This is a genomic window from Georgenia sp. 311 (assembly GCF_006151955.1).
Taxonomy (GTDB): domain Bacteria; phylum Actinomycetota; class Actinomycetes; order Actinomycetales; family Actinomycetaceae; genus Oceanitalea; species Oceanitalea wutianyii.
Genome location: NZ_VDFS01000007.1, coordinates 1 through 14,850, shown reverse-complemented (window position 1 = coordinate 14,850; position 14,850 = coordinate 1). Strand labels below are relative to the sequence as shown.

At 73.8% G+C, this 14,850-nt stretch carries 12 protein-coding genes; 8 read left to right on the top strand and 4 right to left on the bottom strand.

The window, feature by feature from the left end; all coding sequences use genetic code 11:
• Window positions 1–149: 149 nt before the first annotated feature.
• The gene (gene pepN, locus FHE66_RS00750; RefSeq protein WP_139071085.1) at window positions 150–2,738 is read right to left on the bottom strand and encodes an aminopeptidase N; all 2,589 of its coding nucleotides are present in this window, start codon (window positions 2,736–2,738) and stop codon (window positions 150–152) included.
• Window positions 2,739–2,874: 136 nt separating this feature from the next.
• On the opposite strand from pepN, the gene FHE66_RS00745 reads away from it, so the two are divergent.
• Complete coding sequence (locus FHE66_RS00745) at window positions 2,875–3,498, top strand: DsbA family protein (RefSeq protein ID WP_139071084.1); 624 nt, start codon at window positions 2,875–2,877, stop codon at window positions 3,496–3,498.
• Window positions 3,499–3,652: 154 nt separating this feature from the next.
• Here the strand turns inward: FHE66_RS00745 and xylB are convergent, their stop codons facing one another.
• Window positions 3,653–5,098 carry a xylulokinase gene (xylB, locus tag FHE66_RS00740; protein ID WP_139071083.1) on the bottom strand — a complete coding sequence of 482 codons (1,446 nt, stop codon included), beginning with the start codon at window positions 5,096–5,098 and terminating at the stop codon, window positions 3,653–3,655.
• Window positions 5,099–5,172: 74 nt separating this feature from the next.
• Here xylB and FHE66_RS00735 point away from each other — a divergent pair, with 74 nt between their 5' ends.
• Together FHE66_RS00735 and xylA are read left to right on the top strand one after the other, a co-directional pair.
• Entirely contained in the window at window positions 5,173–6,417 is a 1,245-nt protein-coding gene (locus tag FHE66_RS00735; RefSeq protein WP_139071082.1) for an ROK family transcriptional regulator, read from the top strand.
• Window positions 6,418–6,476: 59 nt separating this feature from the next.
• Window positions 6,477–7,658, top strand: a complete 1,182-nt coding sequence (gene xylA, locus FHE66_RS00730; RefSeq protein ID WP_139071081.1) for a xylose isomerase — start codon at window positions 6,477–6,479, stop codon at window positions 7,656–7,658.
• Window positions 7,659–7,911: 253 nt separating this feature from the next.
• Here xylA and FHE66_RS00725 read toward each other — a convergent pair whose 3' ends face one another.
• Complete coding sequence (locus FHE66_RS00725; RefSeq protein ID WP_139071080.1) at window positions 7,912–9,609, bottom strand: phospho-sugar mutase; 1,698 nt, start codon at window positions 9,607–9,609, stop codon at window positions 7,912–7,914.
• Between the two features lie 16 nt (window positions 9,610–9,625).
• On the bottom strand, window positions 9,626–10,450 hold the full coding sequence (locus FHE66_RS00720) for a purine-nucleoside phosphorylase (RefSeq protein WP_139071079.1): 825 nt from the start codon (window positions 10,448–10,450) through the stop codon (window positions 9,626–9,628).
• 69 nt (window positions 10,451–10,519) lie between these two features.
• Here FHE66_RS00720 and FHE66_RS00715 point away from each other — a divergent pair, with 69 nt between their 5' ends.
• From FHE66_RS00715 to FHE66_RS00695, 5 genes are all read left to right on the top strand, one after another.
• On the top strand, window positions 10,520–12,022 hold the full coding sequence (locus tag FHE66_RS00715; RefSeq protein ID WP_139071087.1) for an NAD(P)H-quinone dehydrogenase: 1,503 nt from the start codon (window positions 10,520–10,522) through the stop codon (window positions 12,020–12,022).
• Between the two features lie 2 nt (window positions 12,023–12,024).
• Window positions 12,025–13,131, top strand: coding sequence for a succinyl-diaminopimelate desuccinylase (gene dapE, locus FHE66_RS00710; RefSeq protein ID WP_255303557.1), 1,107 nt, complete (start codon window positions 12,025–12,027; stop codon window positions 13,129–13,131).
• Window positions 13,128–13,970: a TIGR00730 family Rossman fold protein gene (locus FHE66_RS00705; RefSeq protein WP_139071078.1), complete on the top strand. Its 843-nt coding sequence runs from the start codon at window positions 13,128–13,130 to the stop codon at window positions 13,968–13,970. Before dapE ends, FHE66_RS00705 begins: the two co-directional genes overlap by 4 nt.
• A gap of 117 nt (window positions 13,971–14,087) precedes the next feature.
• On the top strand, window positions 14,088–14,255 hold the full coding sequence (locus FHE66_RS00700; RefSeq protein WP_139071077.1) for a DUF3117 domain-containing protein: 168 nt from the start codon (window positions 14,088–14,090) through the stop codon (window positions 14,253–14,255).
• Window positions 14,256–14,262: 7 nt separating this feature from the next.
• Window positions 14,263–14,850: M17 family peptidase N-terminal domain-containing protein (locus tag FHE66_RS00695; protein ID WP_304364094.1), on the top strand; the 588-nt coding region annotated here is incomplete at its 3' end.

The window sequence follows — 14,850 nt, the reverse complement described above, 5'->3', positions numbered from 1 at the left end:
CCGACCGCCCCATGCCTGGTCAGGCACGGGGCGGTCGGCCGTAGTCCGTCATCCCCTGGCGGCTGTCACACACAACTCCGCTCTCGCGCAGAATCCCGCTCTCGTGCGGAAGTCGGCTGTCGCGGGGGGAGGGGGCGATTGGGGGAGGGTCAGGGCTGGGTGGTGCGGTCGGCGGCCTGGGCGGCGAGGGCACGGCGAACGGCGTCGCGGTCCTCGCTCACCAGCCGGCGCAGCGCGGGCGCGGCGTCGGGGTGGGCGGCGAGCCACTCGTCGGTCCGGGCGAGGAGGTCGACGCCGTGGACGTCGGCCAGCCCCGCGAGCGGGAACGGGAACATGCCCGTGACGACGGTCTGGGCCATCTCGTTGGTCCGCTCGGCCCACACCCGCTCGAGGGAGTCGAAGTAGCGGTCGACGAACGGCACGAGCAGCGCCGGGTCGTGGACGTCGGTGAACCCGTCGACCACGGCGTTCTGGAGGGCGTTCGGCAGTCGCTCGGAGTCGACGACCGACTCCCACACCTGCTCCTTGGCCTCGCGCGTCGGGATGATGGCCCCGGCCCGCGCGGCGGCCTGACGCCCGGCGGCGGTGTTGTCGCGACGGGACTCCGCGGCGATCTCCTCCTCACCCGCGCGCCCGCCGGCCGCGAGGGAGGTGAGCAGCGCCCAGCGCAGGTCGGTGTCCACGGCCAGGCCGGGCAGCGTCGTCGTGCCGTCGAGCAGGCCGGCGACGGTGTCGAGCTGGGACTCGGTCACCGCCTCGTGGGCGAACGCCCGGACGAGCTGGAGCTGGCTGTCCGATCCAGCCTCGGCGGCCTGCGCGATCTCCCACAGCCGGTCGGCGACCTGCGGGGTGAGCTCGGCGCGACTCTCCGGCGCGCTGTAGCCGCGCAGCGCGAGACCGAGCTGGCGCAGCAGGACGAGCAGGACGGTGGAGTCGGTCTGGGCCCCGACGTTGCGCAGCACGAGCTCGATGTACTCGCGGGCCGGCAGCTCGCCGTCACGGGTCATGTCCCAGGCCGCCGCCCAGATGAGGGAGCGGGCGAGGGAGTCCTCGAAGTGGGCGAGGTGCTCGACGGCGGTGCGCAGCGAGTCCTCGTCCAGGCGGACCTTCGCGTAGGCGAGGTCCTCGTCGTTGAGGAGGATGAGCGCCGGGCGCGGACGCCCGACGAGCTCGGGGATCTCGGTCCGCGCGCCGTCGACGTCGGTCTCGACGCGCAGCACGCGCTCCAGGCGTGTGGCGCCGTCGCGCTCGACGACGTCGTACCCGCCGATGACGAGGCGGTGCGGGCGCTGGACGGGGTACTCCTCGGGCACCTCCTGGGTGACGACGAAGGAGGTGATGACGCCGTCGTCGTCGGTCGTGAGCTCGGGCCGCAGCAGGGTGACGCCCGCGCGCTCGAGCCACACCTGGGACCAGGCGGTGAGGTCGCGGCCGCTGGTCGCCTCGAGCTCGGTGAGCAGGTCGCGCAGCTCGGTGTTGCCCCACTCGTGCTTGGCGAAGTACCGGCGCACGCCGGCGAGGAACTCCTCGCGTCCCACCCAGGCGACGAGCTGCTTGAGCACCGAGGCGCCCTTGGCGTAGGTGATGCCGTCGAAGTTCACCTCGACGTCCTCGAGGTCGTTGATCTCCGCGACGATCGGGTGCGTCGAGGGGAGCTGGTCCTGCCGGTAGGCCCAGCCCTTCTCCAGGGAGGAGAAGGTGGTCCACGCCTCGGTCCACTCGGTGGCCTCGGCGGTGGCGAGGGTGGACATGTACTCGGCGAAGGACTCGTTGAGCCACAGGTCGTTCCACCACCGCATGGTCACGAGGTCGCCGAACCACATGTGGGCGAGCTCGTGGAGGATGGTGACGACGCGCCGCTCGACGGTGGCCTCGGGGACCTTGGAGCGGAAGACGTAGTTCTCCAGGAAGGTGACGGCGCCCGCGTTCTCCATCGCGCCGGCGTTGAACTCGGGGACGAAGAGCTGGTCGTACTTCTCGAACGGGTAGGGGCGGTCGAACGTCTTCTCGAAGAACGCGAAGCCGGCCCGGGTGATGTCCATGACGTTCTCGGCGTCGAGGTGCTCGGCGAGCGACGCGCGGCAGAACACGCCGAGGGGGATGGTCCGGCCGTCGGAGCTCGTGAGCTCGCCGGTGACCCGGTGGTAGGGGCCGGCGACGATCGCCGTGATGTAGCTGGAGATCCGCGGCGTCGGGGCGAAGTGCCAGACGGCGGCGCTCTCGTCGCCGTCCGCGGCCTGCGGCTCGGGGGTCGGGGAGTTGGACACGACGGTCCAGTGCTTGGGGGCGCGCACGCTGAAGCGGAACTCGGCCTTGAGGTCGGGCTGCTCGAAGACGGCGAACACGCGCCGGGAGTCGGCGACCTCGAACTGGCTGTAGAGGTAGACCTCGTCGTCGACCGGGTCGACGAAGCGGTGCAGGCCCTCGCCGGTGTGCATGTAGCGGCAGTCGGCGACGACGACGAGCTCGTTGCGCTCGGCAAGGCCCTCGACAGCGACGCGCGCGCCGTCCCAGGCGCGGGGGTCGACCTGGCGGCCGTTGAGCTCGATCTCGTGGACGGCGTCGGCGATGAGGTCGACGAAGGTGCTCGCCCCCGGCGTCGCGGTGAAGGTGATCCGCGTGCGCGAGGCGAAGATCCGGTCCCCCCGGGTGAGGTCGAGGTCGACGTCGTAGCTCTCGACGGCGACGGTCGCGGCGCGGTCCGCGGCCTCCTGACGGGTGAGGTTCTCTCCGGGCACGGTCCCTGCTCCTTCTGCGGTGTGTGCGCGCTTGTCGCGGCCCCCTCGATCCTGCCACGGCGGGCGACCGGGACACATCCACATATGGTGGGCGCGGCGGTGCGCCGCCCCTATCCGCCACTCAAGGAGGACGCACATGAGCGAGGCCGTGACCACCCGGGAGGTCGCAGACTTCTGGTTCGACCCGGTCTGTCCCTGGGCCTGGATGACGTCGCGCTGGATCGGGGAGGTCGAGAAGGTGCGCCCGGTGGGGGTCCGCTGGCACATCATGTCCCTCGCCGTGCTCAACGAGGGGCGCGAGCTGCCCGAGGAGTACCGCGAGGTCATGGCCAAGGCGTGGGGCCCGGCGCGCGTGGTCAACGCCGCGCGCGAGCTGCACGGCGAGGACGTCGTCAAGCCGCTCTACGACGCGCTCGGCACCCGCTTCCACCCAGGCGGCCGGGACACCGGTGACCCGGAGGTGCTCGTCGAGGCGCTCGAGGAGGCCGGCCTGCCGGCCGAGCTGGCCCGCTACGCGACCTCCGACGAGCTCGACGAGTCGCTGCGCGCGTCCCACCGCGAGGGCATCACCCGGGTGGGCGAGGACGTCGGCACGCCGGTCGTCGCCTTCGACGGCGTCGCGTTCTTCGGGCCGGTCGTCACGCCCGCGCCGAAGGGGGAGGACGCCGGACGGCTGTGGGACGGCTGCGTCCTCGTCGCCGGCACGCCCGGGTTCTTCGAGCTCAAGCGCACCCGCACCCAGGGCCCCCGGTTCGACTGACCCGAAGGCCCGGCTCTCCCTCCCTCCGTCCCCGACGCCGAGAGCTGGGCCCTGCACACGCTGAGGCGTGCAGGACCCAGCTCTCGCGGGGAGGGGGGTTCTCGCGCCGGCCTGACGCGTGCAGGATCCAGCGCTCGGCGGGGGACCGCGGGCGTCAGCCGGCGGTGAACTGCTCCAGGACGAGGGCGGCCTCGGCGCGGTAGCGCTCGCGGACCTCGGGGGTGGGCTGGGCGCTGAGCACGCGCGTGCCCTCCCGCTCCCACGCCGGGGGCTCCTCGGCGCCGGACAGCACCCACGCCGCCTGGCGTGCGGCGCCGTCGGCGACGTACTCGCCCGGCTCGGGCAGCTCGACGTCCTGTCCCAGCACCGCCGGGGCGACGGCCTGCACCGCGGCCGAGCGGGCGGCCCCGCCGATGAGGCTGATCCGCCGGACGTCCACACCCTGCGCCTGCACCGCGGCCATCCCCTCGGCGAGGTGGCACAGCATGCCCTCGACGGCGGCGCGCGCGAGGTTCTCCCGCGTCATCGACTCGCGGGTCATGCCGCGCAGCGAGCCCGTCGCCTGCGGCAGGTTGGGGGTGCGCTCGCCGTCGAGGTAGGGCACGTGGACGAGCCCGCCGGCCCCCGGCTCGGCGGCGAGGGCGAGCTCGCTGAGGCCGGCGTGGTCCACGCCGAGCAGCCGGGCGGTCGCGTCGAGCACCCGTGAGGCGTTGAGCGTCGTCGCCATGGGCAGGAAGTTGCCCGTCGCGTCGGCGAAGCCGGTGACCAGCCCGCTGGGGTCGCGCACCGGGTCGGCGGCGACGGCGGAGACCACCCCGGAGGTGCCGAGGGAGATCGTCACGTGCCCGGTTCCCATGCCGACGCCGAGAGCGGCGGCCGCGTTGTCCCCGGCGCCGGGGCCGAGCAGCGCGCCGGTCCCGCCGACCCGTCCGGCGACGTCGGAGGGGCCGAGCACGCGGGGCAGGACGACGTCCTCGCGCCCGAGGGCCAGGGCGAGCAGGTCACGCCGGTAGGTGTCGGTCGCGGGGTCGAAGTAGCCCGTGCCGGAGGCGTCCGAGCGGTCGGTCACGAGGTCCGTCAGGACGCCGGTGCCGGCGAGGCGCCAGGTGAGCCAGTCGTGGGGGAGGGCGACGGCCGCCACCCGCGCGGCGTTGTCCGGCTCGTGCTCGGCGAGCCAGCGCAGCTTCGTCACGGTGAGCGAGGCGACGGGGACCGAGCCGATGGCCTCGACCCATGCGCGGCGCCCGGCCGCGACGTCGCCGTCGCCGAGCTCGGCGACGAGGTCCGCGGCGGCCTGGGCCGAGCGGGTGTCGTTCCACAGGAGCGCGGGCCGCACGACGCGGCCCTCGGCGTCGAGGGCGACGAGCCCGTGCTGCTGACCGCCGACGGCGACGGCGGCGACGTCGTCCAGGCCGCCCGCCTGGGTGAGCGCCTCCTGGAGGGCGACCCACCACGCCTCGGGGTCGACCTCGGTGCCGTCGGGGTGGCGGGCCTGCCCGCTGCGGACGAGCCGACCTGTCTGCGCGTCGCGCACGACGACCTTGCAGGACTGGGTCGAGCTGTCGATCCCGGCGACGAGCCGACCGGTGAGCGGGGACATGGCGCCACCTCTTTGGGAGCGAAGGGTTTGTTAGAGCATAGAACTAAAGCAGTCGGCGCCGGTAAGGTCAAGGCATGACGGCACTCGACGACCTGCGCAGCGACCCGCCGACGACGGTGGGCGTGGGCCAGGCCGCGCTGCGCGACCAGAACCTCGCCGTCGTCGCCACCCTGGCCTTCGCCGCACCGGAGCCGGTCTCCCGGGCGGCGATCGCCGCGGCGAGCGGTCTCACCCGGTCCACCGTCTCGCGGCTCGTCGACGAGCTCCTCGCCGGCGGGGTGCTGCGTGAGCTCCCGCGGCAGGTGGCCGGTCGGGGCCGGCCGGCCACGCCTCTCGCCCCGGCGCGCGGCACTCTCGTCGGGCTGGGCCTGGAGGTCTCGCCCAGCTACCTCGGCGCCCGGCTCGTCGACCTCAACGGAGACGTCCTCGCCGAGCAGGTCCTCCCCGCCCACCTGGAGCGGAGCGACGCGCACGAGGTCCTCGCCCGCCTCTCCCGGCTCGCCTCGCAGGTGCTCGCCGACAGCTCGGAGGGCTGGTCCACCCTTGCTGGGGTGCGCCTCGCCGTGCCGGGCCTGGTCGACTCCGCGGGCCTCGTCCTGCGGGCACCGAACCTCGGCTGGCGCGAGGTCTCGCCAGGCGACCACCTCGACGCAGCCGTCCTCGCCGCGGCCGGCGGGCGTCCTGGGCCGCCGCCGGCGGTGGGGGTGGGCAACGAGGCCGACTTCGCCGCGCTCGCCCACGCCCTGGAGGTCCCGGGCCGCCCGGCGGGCAGCGCGAGCTTCTTCTACGTCTCCGCCGACATCGGCATCGGTGGCGCGTGCGTGGTCGACGGCGCGCCCGCGCGTGGGCGGCACGGGTGGGCGGGGGAGATCGGGCACACGCTCATCGACCCCGCCGGGCCCGTGTGCACGTGCGGTGCGCGTGGCTGCCTCGAGCAGTACGCCGGGCGTGACGCGCTGCTCGCCGCGGCGGGACTGGCCCCGGACGTGGAGGTCGAGGCGCTCGCGGCCGCGGCTTCCGAGCCGGGACGTGCGCGGGAGGCCGTCGCGCAGGCGGGCCGTGCGCTCGGAGTGGCGATCTCCAACGTCGTCAACCTGCTCGACGTCGCCGACGTCGTCCTCGGGGGCCAGTTCGTCCCGCTCCTGCCGGCCCTGCGGCCGGCCATGGAGGAGGAGCTGCGCAGCCGGGTGCTCGCCGCGCCGTGGCTGGACGTGACGCTGCGAGCGGGCGAGGGCGGGATGCCGTCACTGACCGGGGCCGCCTACGCGGTGCTCGGGGACGTCGTCGCCGGTCCGAGCGCCTGGCTGCAGGTGGCTTGACACGGCCCTCCGAACCTAGTTAATTTCACTACACAACAAATCTCGACGAGGAGTCAACCATGGTGCGAAAGCCCACCCCTGACGACCGCTTCTCCTTCGGTATCTGGACCGTCGGCTGGACTGCCCACGACGCGTTCGGATCGGCGAGCCGGCCGGCGCTCGACCCGTGGGAGTACGCGACGAAGCTCGCCGAGCTCGGCGCGTGGGGCGTGACCTTCCACGACGACGACGTCGTGCCCTTCGGCTCCGACGACGCCGAGCGCGAGCGGATCCTCACCCGCTTCAAGCAGGCCACCGACGACGCCGGCCTCGTCATCGAGATGGTGACGACCAACACCTTCAGCCACCCCGTCTTCAAGGACGGCGCGTTCACCGCCAACGACCGCTCCGTGCGTCGTTACGGCCTGCGCAAGGTGCTGCGCAACGTCGACCTCGCCGCCGAGCTGGGCGCCTCGACCTTCGTCATGTGGGGCGGGCGTGAGGGCAGCGAGTACGACGGCGTCAAGGACGTCAAGGCCGCGCTCGACCGCTACCGCGAGGGCATCGACACCGTCGCCGGCTACATCAAGGAGAAGGGCTACGACCTGCGCATCGCGCTCGAGCCCAAGCCGAACGAGCCCCGCGGCGACATCCTCCTGCCGACCGTCGGCCACGCGCTCGGCTTCATCGCCGAGCTCGAGAACGGCGACATCGTCGGCCTCAACCCGGAGACCGGCCACGAGCAGATGGCGGGCCTGAACTACACCCACGCCCTCGCGCAGGCGCTGTGGTCCGGCAAGCTCTTCCACATCGACCTCAACGGCCAGCGGTCCATCAAGTACGACCAGGACCTCGTCTTCGGTCACGGCGACCTGCTGTCGGCGTTCTTCACCGTCGACCTGATCGAGAACGGCTTCCCGGGCGGCGGCCCCCGCTACGAGGGCCCGCGCCACTTCGACTACAAGCCCTCGCGCACCGAGTACATGCAGGGCGTGTGGGACTCCGCCGAGGCGAACATGGCGATGTACCTCATGCTCGCCGAGAAGGCCGCGGCCTACCGCGCCGACCCGCGCGTGCAGGAGGCGTTCGCCGAGTCCGGCGTGCTCGAGCTGTCCCAGCCCACCCTCGGTGAGGGCGAGACCCTCACCGACCTGCTCGCCGACCGCAGCACCTTCGAGGACTTCGACGTCGAGGCCGCCGCGCGTCGCGAGTACCGCTTCGTGCGCCTCAACCAGCTCGCGATGGAGCACCTCATCGGCTGACCGGCCGCCAGACGCCGAGAGCCGGATCATGCACCATGCATGATCCGGCTCTCGTGCGTCTGGGTGCGTGCGTCTCGGGGGAAGGACCGCACGGCGTGCACGATCCAGCTCTCGGCGGGATGCGTGGGCCGACGTGTGCGCGGCTGAGCGTGCGCTCCCGCCCGTGCTGCCTACCCCTCATGCACCACCACATGCGCCGAGAGCTGGATCGTGCGCGGTGCACGATCCAGCTCTCGGTGGGAGGGGCTGGGTGTCAGAGGCCGATGAGGGTGCCGAGCTCGGCCTTCATCGTCTCCAGGCGCTCCGCGGCGGCCCGACGGGTGTCGGGCAGCTCGTCGCGCTCGTGCACCGGCACGATGACCTCGAGGTAGCACTTGAGCTTGGGCTCGGTGCCGCTCGGCCGGACGATCGCCCGGTCCCCGCGCTCGGTGAGGTAGACCAGGCCCTCGGTCGGGGGCAGGCCGTCCGCGCCGACGCTGAGGTCGGTGGTGCGCACGACGGGCGAGCCCGCGAGCGTCGCCGGGCCCTGGCTCCGCAGCCGCTCCATGGCCTGCGGGATGAGGCTGAGGTCGGCCACCCGCAGGGTGAGCGGGGCGGTGGCGTGCAGCCCGTACTGCAGGGCGAGGTCGTCCAGCGCGTCGGTGAGGGTCCGGCCCTTGTCGACGAGCTGGCTGGCGAGGAACGCCACCCGCACGGCGGCGCTGATGCCGTCCTTGTCGCGCACGGCCTCGGGGTCCACGCAGTAGCCCAGCGCCTCCTCGTAGCCGAACACGAGGCCCGGCACCCGGCTGATCCACTTGAACCCGGTGAGGGTCGTGCGGTGCTCCAGCCCGTGGGACTCGGCGATCCGCGCGAGCAGCCGCGAGGAGACCAGGGAGCTGGCGAGCACGCCGCGCCCCTCGACCGCCGCGCTGATCGCGGACTGCTTGCCGAGCAGCGCCCCGACCTCGTCGCCGGTGAGCTGGCGCCAGCCGCCGAGCGCGGACTGGTCCGGCACCGCGACCGAGCAGCGGTCGGCGTCGGGGTCGTTGGCGATGATGAGGTCGGCGTCGACCTTCTGCGCGAGGCGGAAGGCGAGGTCGAGCGCGCCGGGCTCCTCGGGGTTGGGGAACGCGACCGTCGGGAAGTCCGGGTCGGGCTCGGCCTGCTCGGCGACGACGTGGAGGTCGGTGAACCCGGCCCGCCGGAGCGTCTCGGACGCCACCGCCGCCCCCACCCCGTGCATCGGGGTGTAGACGATGCGCAGGCTGCGCGCGTACCCGGTGGGCACGAGCGAGGAGGCGCGGGCGATGTAGTCCTCGACGATCGAGGGGTCAAGCACCTGCCACCCGTCGGGCGGCAGCGGCACGTCCGGCACCGCGCCGACGGCGTCGATGCGGGCGGCGATCTGCGCGTCCGCGGGGGTGACGAGCTGGGCGCCCTGCCCGGAGTCGGTGACGACCCGCCCACCGAGGTAGACCTTGTAGCCGTTGTCCTCCTTCGGGTTGTGGGAGGCGGTGACCATGACTCCGGCGTCGGCGCCGAGCGCGCGCACGGCGTAGGCGAGCACCGGGGTGGGGCCGGGACCGGGCATGAGCATCGCCTCGCCGCCCGCGCCGGTGACGACGGCGGCGGCGTCCTGCGCGAAGCGCTCGGAGCCGTGCCGGGCGTCGTAGCCGATGACGACGCGCGGGGCCGCGCCGTCGAGCTGCTCGGTGAGCCAGGCGGTGAGCCCGGCGGTGGTGCGGATGATGACGGCCCGGTTCATCCGGTTCGGGCCGCCGGCGACCGCGCCGCGCAGCCCTGCCGTGCCGAAGACGAGCGGCCCGGAGAAGCGGTCCTCGAGCTCGGCCCGGGCCTCCTGCGCCTCGGGCCCGTCACCGGTGGCCTCCTCGAGCAGCGTGCCGACCTCGTTCGCGGTGAACGGGTCCGGGTCCTCGGCGATCCAACGCCGGATGACCTCGACATCCATGTGTGTGCTCCCTTTCTCAGATACGACGGACGATCTGCGCCAGCAGCTGGGAGATCCGTGGCCCGGCCGCGCGGCCGGCCTCGAGGACCTCCTCGTGCGACAGCGGGTCGGCGCTGATGCCGGCCGCCAGGTTCGTCACGAGCGACAGACCGAGGATCTCCAGGCCGACGTGGCGGGCGGCGATCGCCTCGAGCGCGGTCGACATGCCGACGAGCGTGCCGCCGAGCATGGCGGCCATGCGCACCTCGGCGGGGGTCTCGTAGTGCGGGCCGGGGAACTGGACGTACACGCCCTCGGTCAGCGTCGGGTCGACCTCGCGGGCGATGTCGCGCAGCCGGGAGGAGTACAGGTCGGTGAGGTCGACGAACGTCGCGCCCTCGATCGGCGAGGCCGCCGTGAGGTTGAGGTGGTCGGCGATGAGGACCGGGGTGCCGGGCAGCAGGGCCGGGTCGAGCCCGCCGCAGCCGTTCGTCAGGACGAGCTGGCGCACGCCCGCGGCCGCCGCGGTGCGCACACCGTGGGCGACGGCGCGCACGTCGCGCGACTCGTAGTAGTGGGTGCGGGAGCCGAGGACCAGCGCGTGCCGGCCGTCCTCGATGCGGATCGAGCGGATGGAGCCGCCGTGCCCGGCGACGGCCGGTGCCCGGAAGCCGGGGACCTGCTCGGCGGGGATGTCGGCGACGGTCTCACCGAGGAGGTCGGCGGCGCCTCCCCATCCCGAGCCGAGGACGAGCGCGACGTCGTGCTGTGCGATGCCGGTGAGCTCCGCGAGCCGCTCGGCCGCCTTGTGGGCGAGCTCGAACGGAGCGCGCGGATCCGAGGAGTCAACAGGGGTGTCCATGCCCCGACGGTACCGCCCGCCCGGGTGGAGGGGCATCGCGGGGGACAAAGGCGGCACAATGCCAGGGTGATGACCTCAGCCGACGAGCACCAGCCCGCCGGGGACCGCCCGGAGCCCCCCGCACCCGCCGAGGGGAGGCGCACCCAGGAGACCGCCGGCAGCTCGCCGGTGCGTGCCGGCAGTCGGGTGGTGATCATCGGCGGCGGGCCGGGCGGCTACGAGGCCGCCCTCGTCGCGGCGCAGCTCGGCGCCCGGGTCAGCGTCGTCGAGCGGCAGGGGATGGGCGGGGCCGCGGTCCTCACCGACGTCGTCCCCTCCAAGACCCTCATCGCCACCGCGGAGTGGATGACGGCGACCGACCAGTCCGCCGAGCTCGGCATCCGCGGCGGCGCCGAGGGCGCCTCCGTGGACATGGCGGCGGTCAACCGTCGCGTCCTCACGCTCGCCGCCCGCCAGTCCCAGGACATCCGCGCGCGGCTCGAGCGGGAGGGCGTCCGCGTCGTCGACGGCGTCGGTCGTCTCGTCGGGGACCTGCGCGCCGACGGCACTCGCATCGTCCGCGCGAGGACCGAGGACGGCGAGGAGGACCTCGTCGCCGAGATCGTCCTCGTCGCCACCGGCGCCCACCCGCGGGTGCTGCCCGACGCCCTGCCCGACGGCGAGCGGATCCTCACGTGGGCACAGATGTACAACCTCACCGAGCTGCCCGAGCACCTCGTCGTCGTCGGCTCGGGCGTCACCGGTGCCGAGTTCGCCGGCGCCTACAACGGGCTGGGTGTGCCGGTCACCCTCGTCTCCAGCCGTGACCGCGTGCTGCCGGGGGAGGACGAGGACGCCGCCGAGCTCATCGAGACGGTGTTCCGCCGTCGCGGCATGAACGTCCTGTCCCGCTCGCGGGCCGCGGCCGTGCGCCGGGTGGGCGACGGCGTCGAGGTCGAGCTCACCGACGGCCGCGTCATCGCCGCCTCCCACTGCCTGCTCGCCGTCGGCGGCGTCCCGAACACCGAGGGGCTGGGCCTGGAGGACGTCGGCGTCGCGCTCACCGAGCAGGGCCACGTGCGCGTGGACCGTGTCTCGCGCACGACGGCGGTGCGCGTCTACGCCGCCGGGGACTGCACCGGCGTCCTGCCGCTCGCGTCCGTCGCCGCCATGCAGGGCCGCATCGCCATGTGGCACGCCCTGGGTGACGCGGTCGCCCCGCTCGACCTCGACGCCGTCACCGCCAACATCTTCACCGCCCCGGAGATCGCCACCATCGGCGTCACCGAGAGGGACGTGCAGGAGGGGAAGGTCGACGCCGTCGTCACCCAGCTGCCGCTCGCGCGCAACCCGCGCGCGAAGATGCTCGGCATCCGGGAGGGCTTCGTCAAGGTCATGGCCGACCGGCACTCCGGCGCCGTCATCGGCGGGGTGGTCGTCGCCCCGCGGGCGAGCGAGCTCATCTTCCCGCTCGCGATCGCGGTGACCCAGCGGATCACCGTCGACCAGCTCGCCAACGTCTTCACGATCTACCCCTCGCTCACCGGCTCGATCGCCGAGGCCGCCCGCACCCTCCACCAGACCGGGAACTGACCGTGCCCCACCCCTTGCTGCCCGACCTGCGCACCGCCGACGTCGTCGAGCTCACCCGCGCGCTGTGCGACATCCCCTCCGTCTCCGGGGAGGAGGGGCCGCTCGCCGACGCGATCGAGGCGGCGCTCGCGCCCCTGCCGCACCTCGAGGTGCTCCGCGACGGGGACGCCGTCCTCGCCCGGACGGTTCTCGGGCGGCCGCGGCGGGCGGTCGTCGCCGGCCACATCGACACGGTGCCCGTCGCCGGGAACCTGCCGAGCGAGCTGCGCGAGGTCGAGGGCCAGGAGGTGCTGTGGGGCCGGGGCAGCGTCGACATGCTCGGCGGGGTCGCCGTCGCCCTCCACCTCGCCGCCCGGCTCCCCGCCCCGGCGTGGGACGTCACGTGGGTGTTCTACGACAACGAGGAGGTCGAGGCGGAGCGCAACGGGCTGGGTCGCCTCGCCCGCAACCACCCCGACTGGCTCGCCGCCGACTTCGCCGTCCTCGGTGAGCCGAGCAACGGCGGCATCGAGGGCGGGTGCAACGGGACGCTGCGCTTCGCGGTGCGCACCACCGGGCGGGCCGCCCACTCGGCCCGGGCCTGGCGCGGGGTCAACGCCATCCACCTCATGGCCCCGGCGCTCACCCGGCTGTCCGCCTACGAGCCGCGCTCGGTCGAGGTCGACGGCCTCGTCTACCGCGAGGGCCTGTCGGCCGTGGGGATCTCCGGGGGCATCGCGGGCAACGTCGTGCCCGACGCCTGCGAGCTCCTCGTCAACTACCGCTTCGCCCCCTCCCGGTCCCTCGCGGAGGCCGAGGCGCACGTCCGGGAGGTGTTCGCGGGCTACGACGTCACCGTCGTCGACGCCGCGGCGGGCGCGCGTCCCGGGCTCGACGCCCCGGGAGTGGCGGAGTTCGTCGACGCCGTCGCCCGGGTCACCGGGGGCGGCCCCGCGCCGAAGTACGGGTGGACCGACGTCGCCCGGTTCGCCGCCCTCGGGGTGCCCGCCGTGAACTTCGGCCCGGGCGACCCCTCCCTCGCCCACGCCGACGACGAGCACTGCCCGACCGTCCAGATCCGCGACTGCGCCACCGCGCTGGAGGCGTGGCTGACCGAAGGAGCGTCATGAGGTCCTACAGCAAGAACGACCGTCCCGCCTCGCTGCGGACCCGGCCGGCCGACGGCCGCGACTCCGAGGTCTACCGCAAGGGCCCGGTCACCCTGCGCGGCCAGCAGATCCCCGAGGAGACCTCCGACGAGCGCCTGCTCGCCGCGGACGGTGACTCGGACTGGGTGCACTCCGACCCGTGGCGGGTGATGCGGATCCAGAGCGAGTTCGTCGAGGGCTTCGGCGCGCTGGCCGAGCTCGGCCCGGCGATCAGCGTGTTCGGCTCGGCGCGCATCCCGGATGGTGCCCCGCAGTACGTGCTCGCCGAGGAGATCGGCCGCCGGCTCGTCGAGTCGGGCTACGCCGTCATCACCGGCGGCGGGCCCGGCGTCATGGAGGCGGCGAACAAGGGTGCGTGCGAGGCCGGCGGGGTGTCCGTGGGGCTGGGCATCGAGCTGCCCTTCGAGCAGGGCATGAACGAGTGGGTCGACCTCGGCGTCAACTTCCGCTACTTCTTCGCCCGCAAGACGATGTTCGTCAAGTACTCCCTCGGGTTCATCGCGCTGCCCGGCGGCTTCGGGACGATGGACGAGCTGTGGGAGGCCCTCACCCTCGTCCAGACCGGCAAGGTGCGCTCCTTCCCCATCGTCCTCGTCGGGTCCGACTACTGGGGCGGGCTGCTCGAGTGGACCCGCACGACGATGGTCGAGGCCGGCACGATCTCCGCCGAGGACGTCGAGCTCATCCAGCTCGTCGACACCGCGGAGGAGGCGGTCGACCGCATCCAGCACCGCCTCGAGCTGCTCGACGACGAGGCGCAGGCGGTCGCCCGGGCGGCGGAGGAGACGCGGCGCGGCTGAGCGCGGGCATTCTTCCGCAGCCACCTCTCTCACCCCGCGCGGGGGAGGGGTGGACTAGACTGGATCCTGGTGTGCTGTACAACCTGCGGCACGACACGAGACAGAATGGGGAGCCAGATGGCCGCGATGAAGCCGAGGACCGGGGACGGGCCGATGGAGGTCACGAAGGAGGGACGCGGCATCGTCATGCGCGTTCCCCTCGAGGGTGGCGGCCGTCTCGTCGTCGAGCTGACGCCCGCCGAGGCCGGCGAGCTCAGCGAGGCCCTCAGCGCCGTCGCCTCCTGACCATCAGATGACCGCGCTGAGCGAGCTCGGCCTCACCGAGCTGCCCGAGGTCCTGGCCGCCGACGACTCGCCGGAGGCCGCCGACCGGTGGCTCACGACCGCTGACGCCCTCGTCGTCGCGGTCGCCCCGCCGGTGTCCGGGGAGGAGGGCGTCGACCCCCGTCCCGGCACCGCGGACGCCGCGGCCCGGTACGGCATCGACCTCGCCGACCTCGTCGCCCGGCACGACCTCACCGGCGCGGCCGGTGAGTCGGCCGTGCTCGACCTGCCCAGGCCACTGCCCGGTCGCAGCTTCGGGTGGGAGGGCCTGCCCTCCCGGCTCGTCGTCGTCGGCGTCGGTGACGCCGGCCCCGACGCGATGCGCACGGTCGGCTCGGTCCTGTGCCGCACGACGGCGGGCCTCGGCACCGTCGTCACGGCCGTCGGCGCGCTGGCCGGCTCCGCCGCGCTCGCGGCGCTGCTCGAGGGCTTCTGGCTGACCGCCTACCGCGGCCCGCGCCGCGCGGCGTCCCCGCGGCCCGGCAAGCCGGCCGCAAAACGCCTCGTCCTCCTCGGCAACACCGAGGACGCCGGGGTCGTGGCGGCCGCACGCGTG

Coding starts and splice junctions, on each gene's coding strand:
- xylA (WP_139071081.1), top strand. CDS start 6,477: ATGGTGCGAAAGCCCACCCCTGACGACCGCTTCTCCTTCGGTATCTGG.
- FHE66_RS00725 (WP_139071080.1), bottom strand. CDS start 9,609: ATGGATGTCGAGGTCATCCGGCGTTGGATCGCCGAGGACCCGGACCCG.
- xylB (WP_139071083.1), bottom strand. CDS start 5,098: ATGTCCCCGCTCACCGGTCGGCTCGTCGCCGGGATCGACAGCTCGACC.
- FHE66_RS00700 (WP_139071077.1), top strand. CDS start 14,088: ATGGCCGCGATGAAGCCGAGGACCGGGGACGGGCCGATGGAGGTCACG.
- FHE66_RS00705 (WP_139071078.1), top strand. CDS start 13,128: ATGAGGTCCTACAGCAAGAACGACCGTCCCGCCTCGCTGCGGACCCGG.
- FHE66_RS00735 (WP_139071082.1), top strand. CDS start 5,173: ATGACGGCACTCGACGACCTGCGCAGCGACCCGCCGACGACGGTGGGC.
- FHE66_RS00715 (WP_139071087.1), top strand. CDS start 10,520: ATGACCTCAGCCGACGAGCACCAGCCCGCCGGGGACCGCCCGGAGCCC.
- FHE66_RS00720 (WP_139071079.1), bottom strand. CDS start 10,450: ATGGACACCCCTGTTGACTCCTCGGATCCGCGCGCTCCGTTCGAGCTC.
- FHE66_RS00745 (WP_139071084.1), top strand. CDS start 2,875: ATGAGCGAGGCCGTGACCACCCGGGAGGTCGCAGACTTCTGGTTCGAC.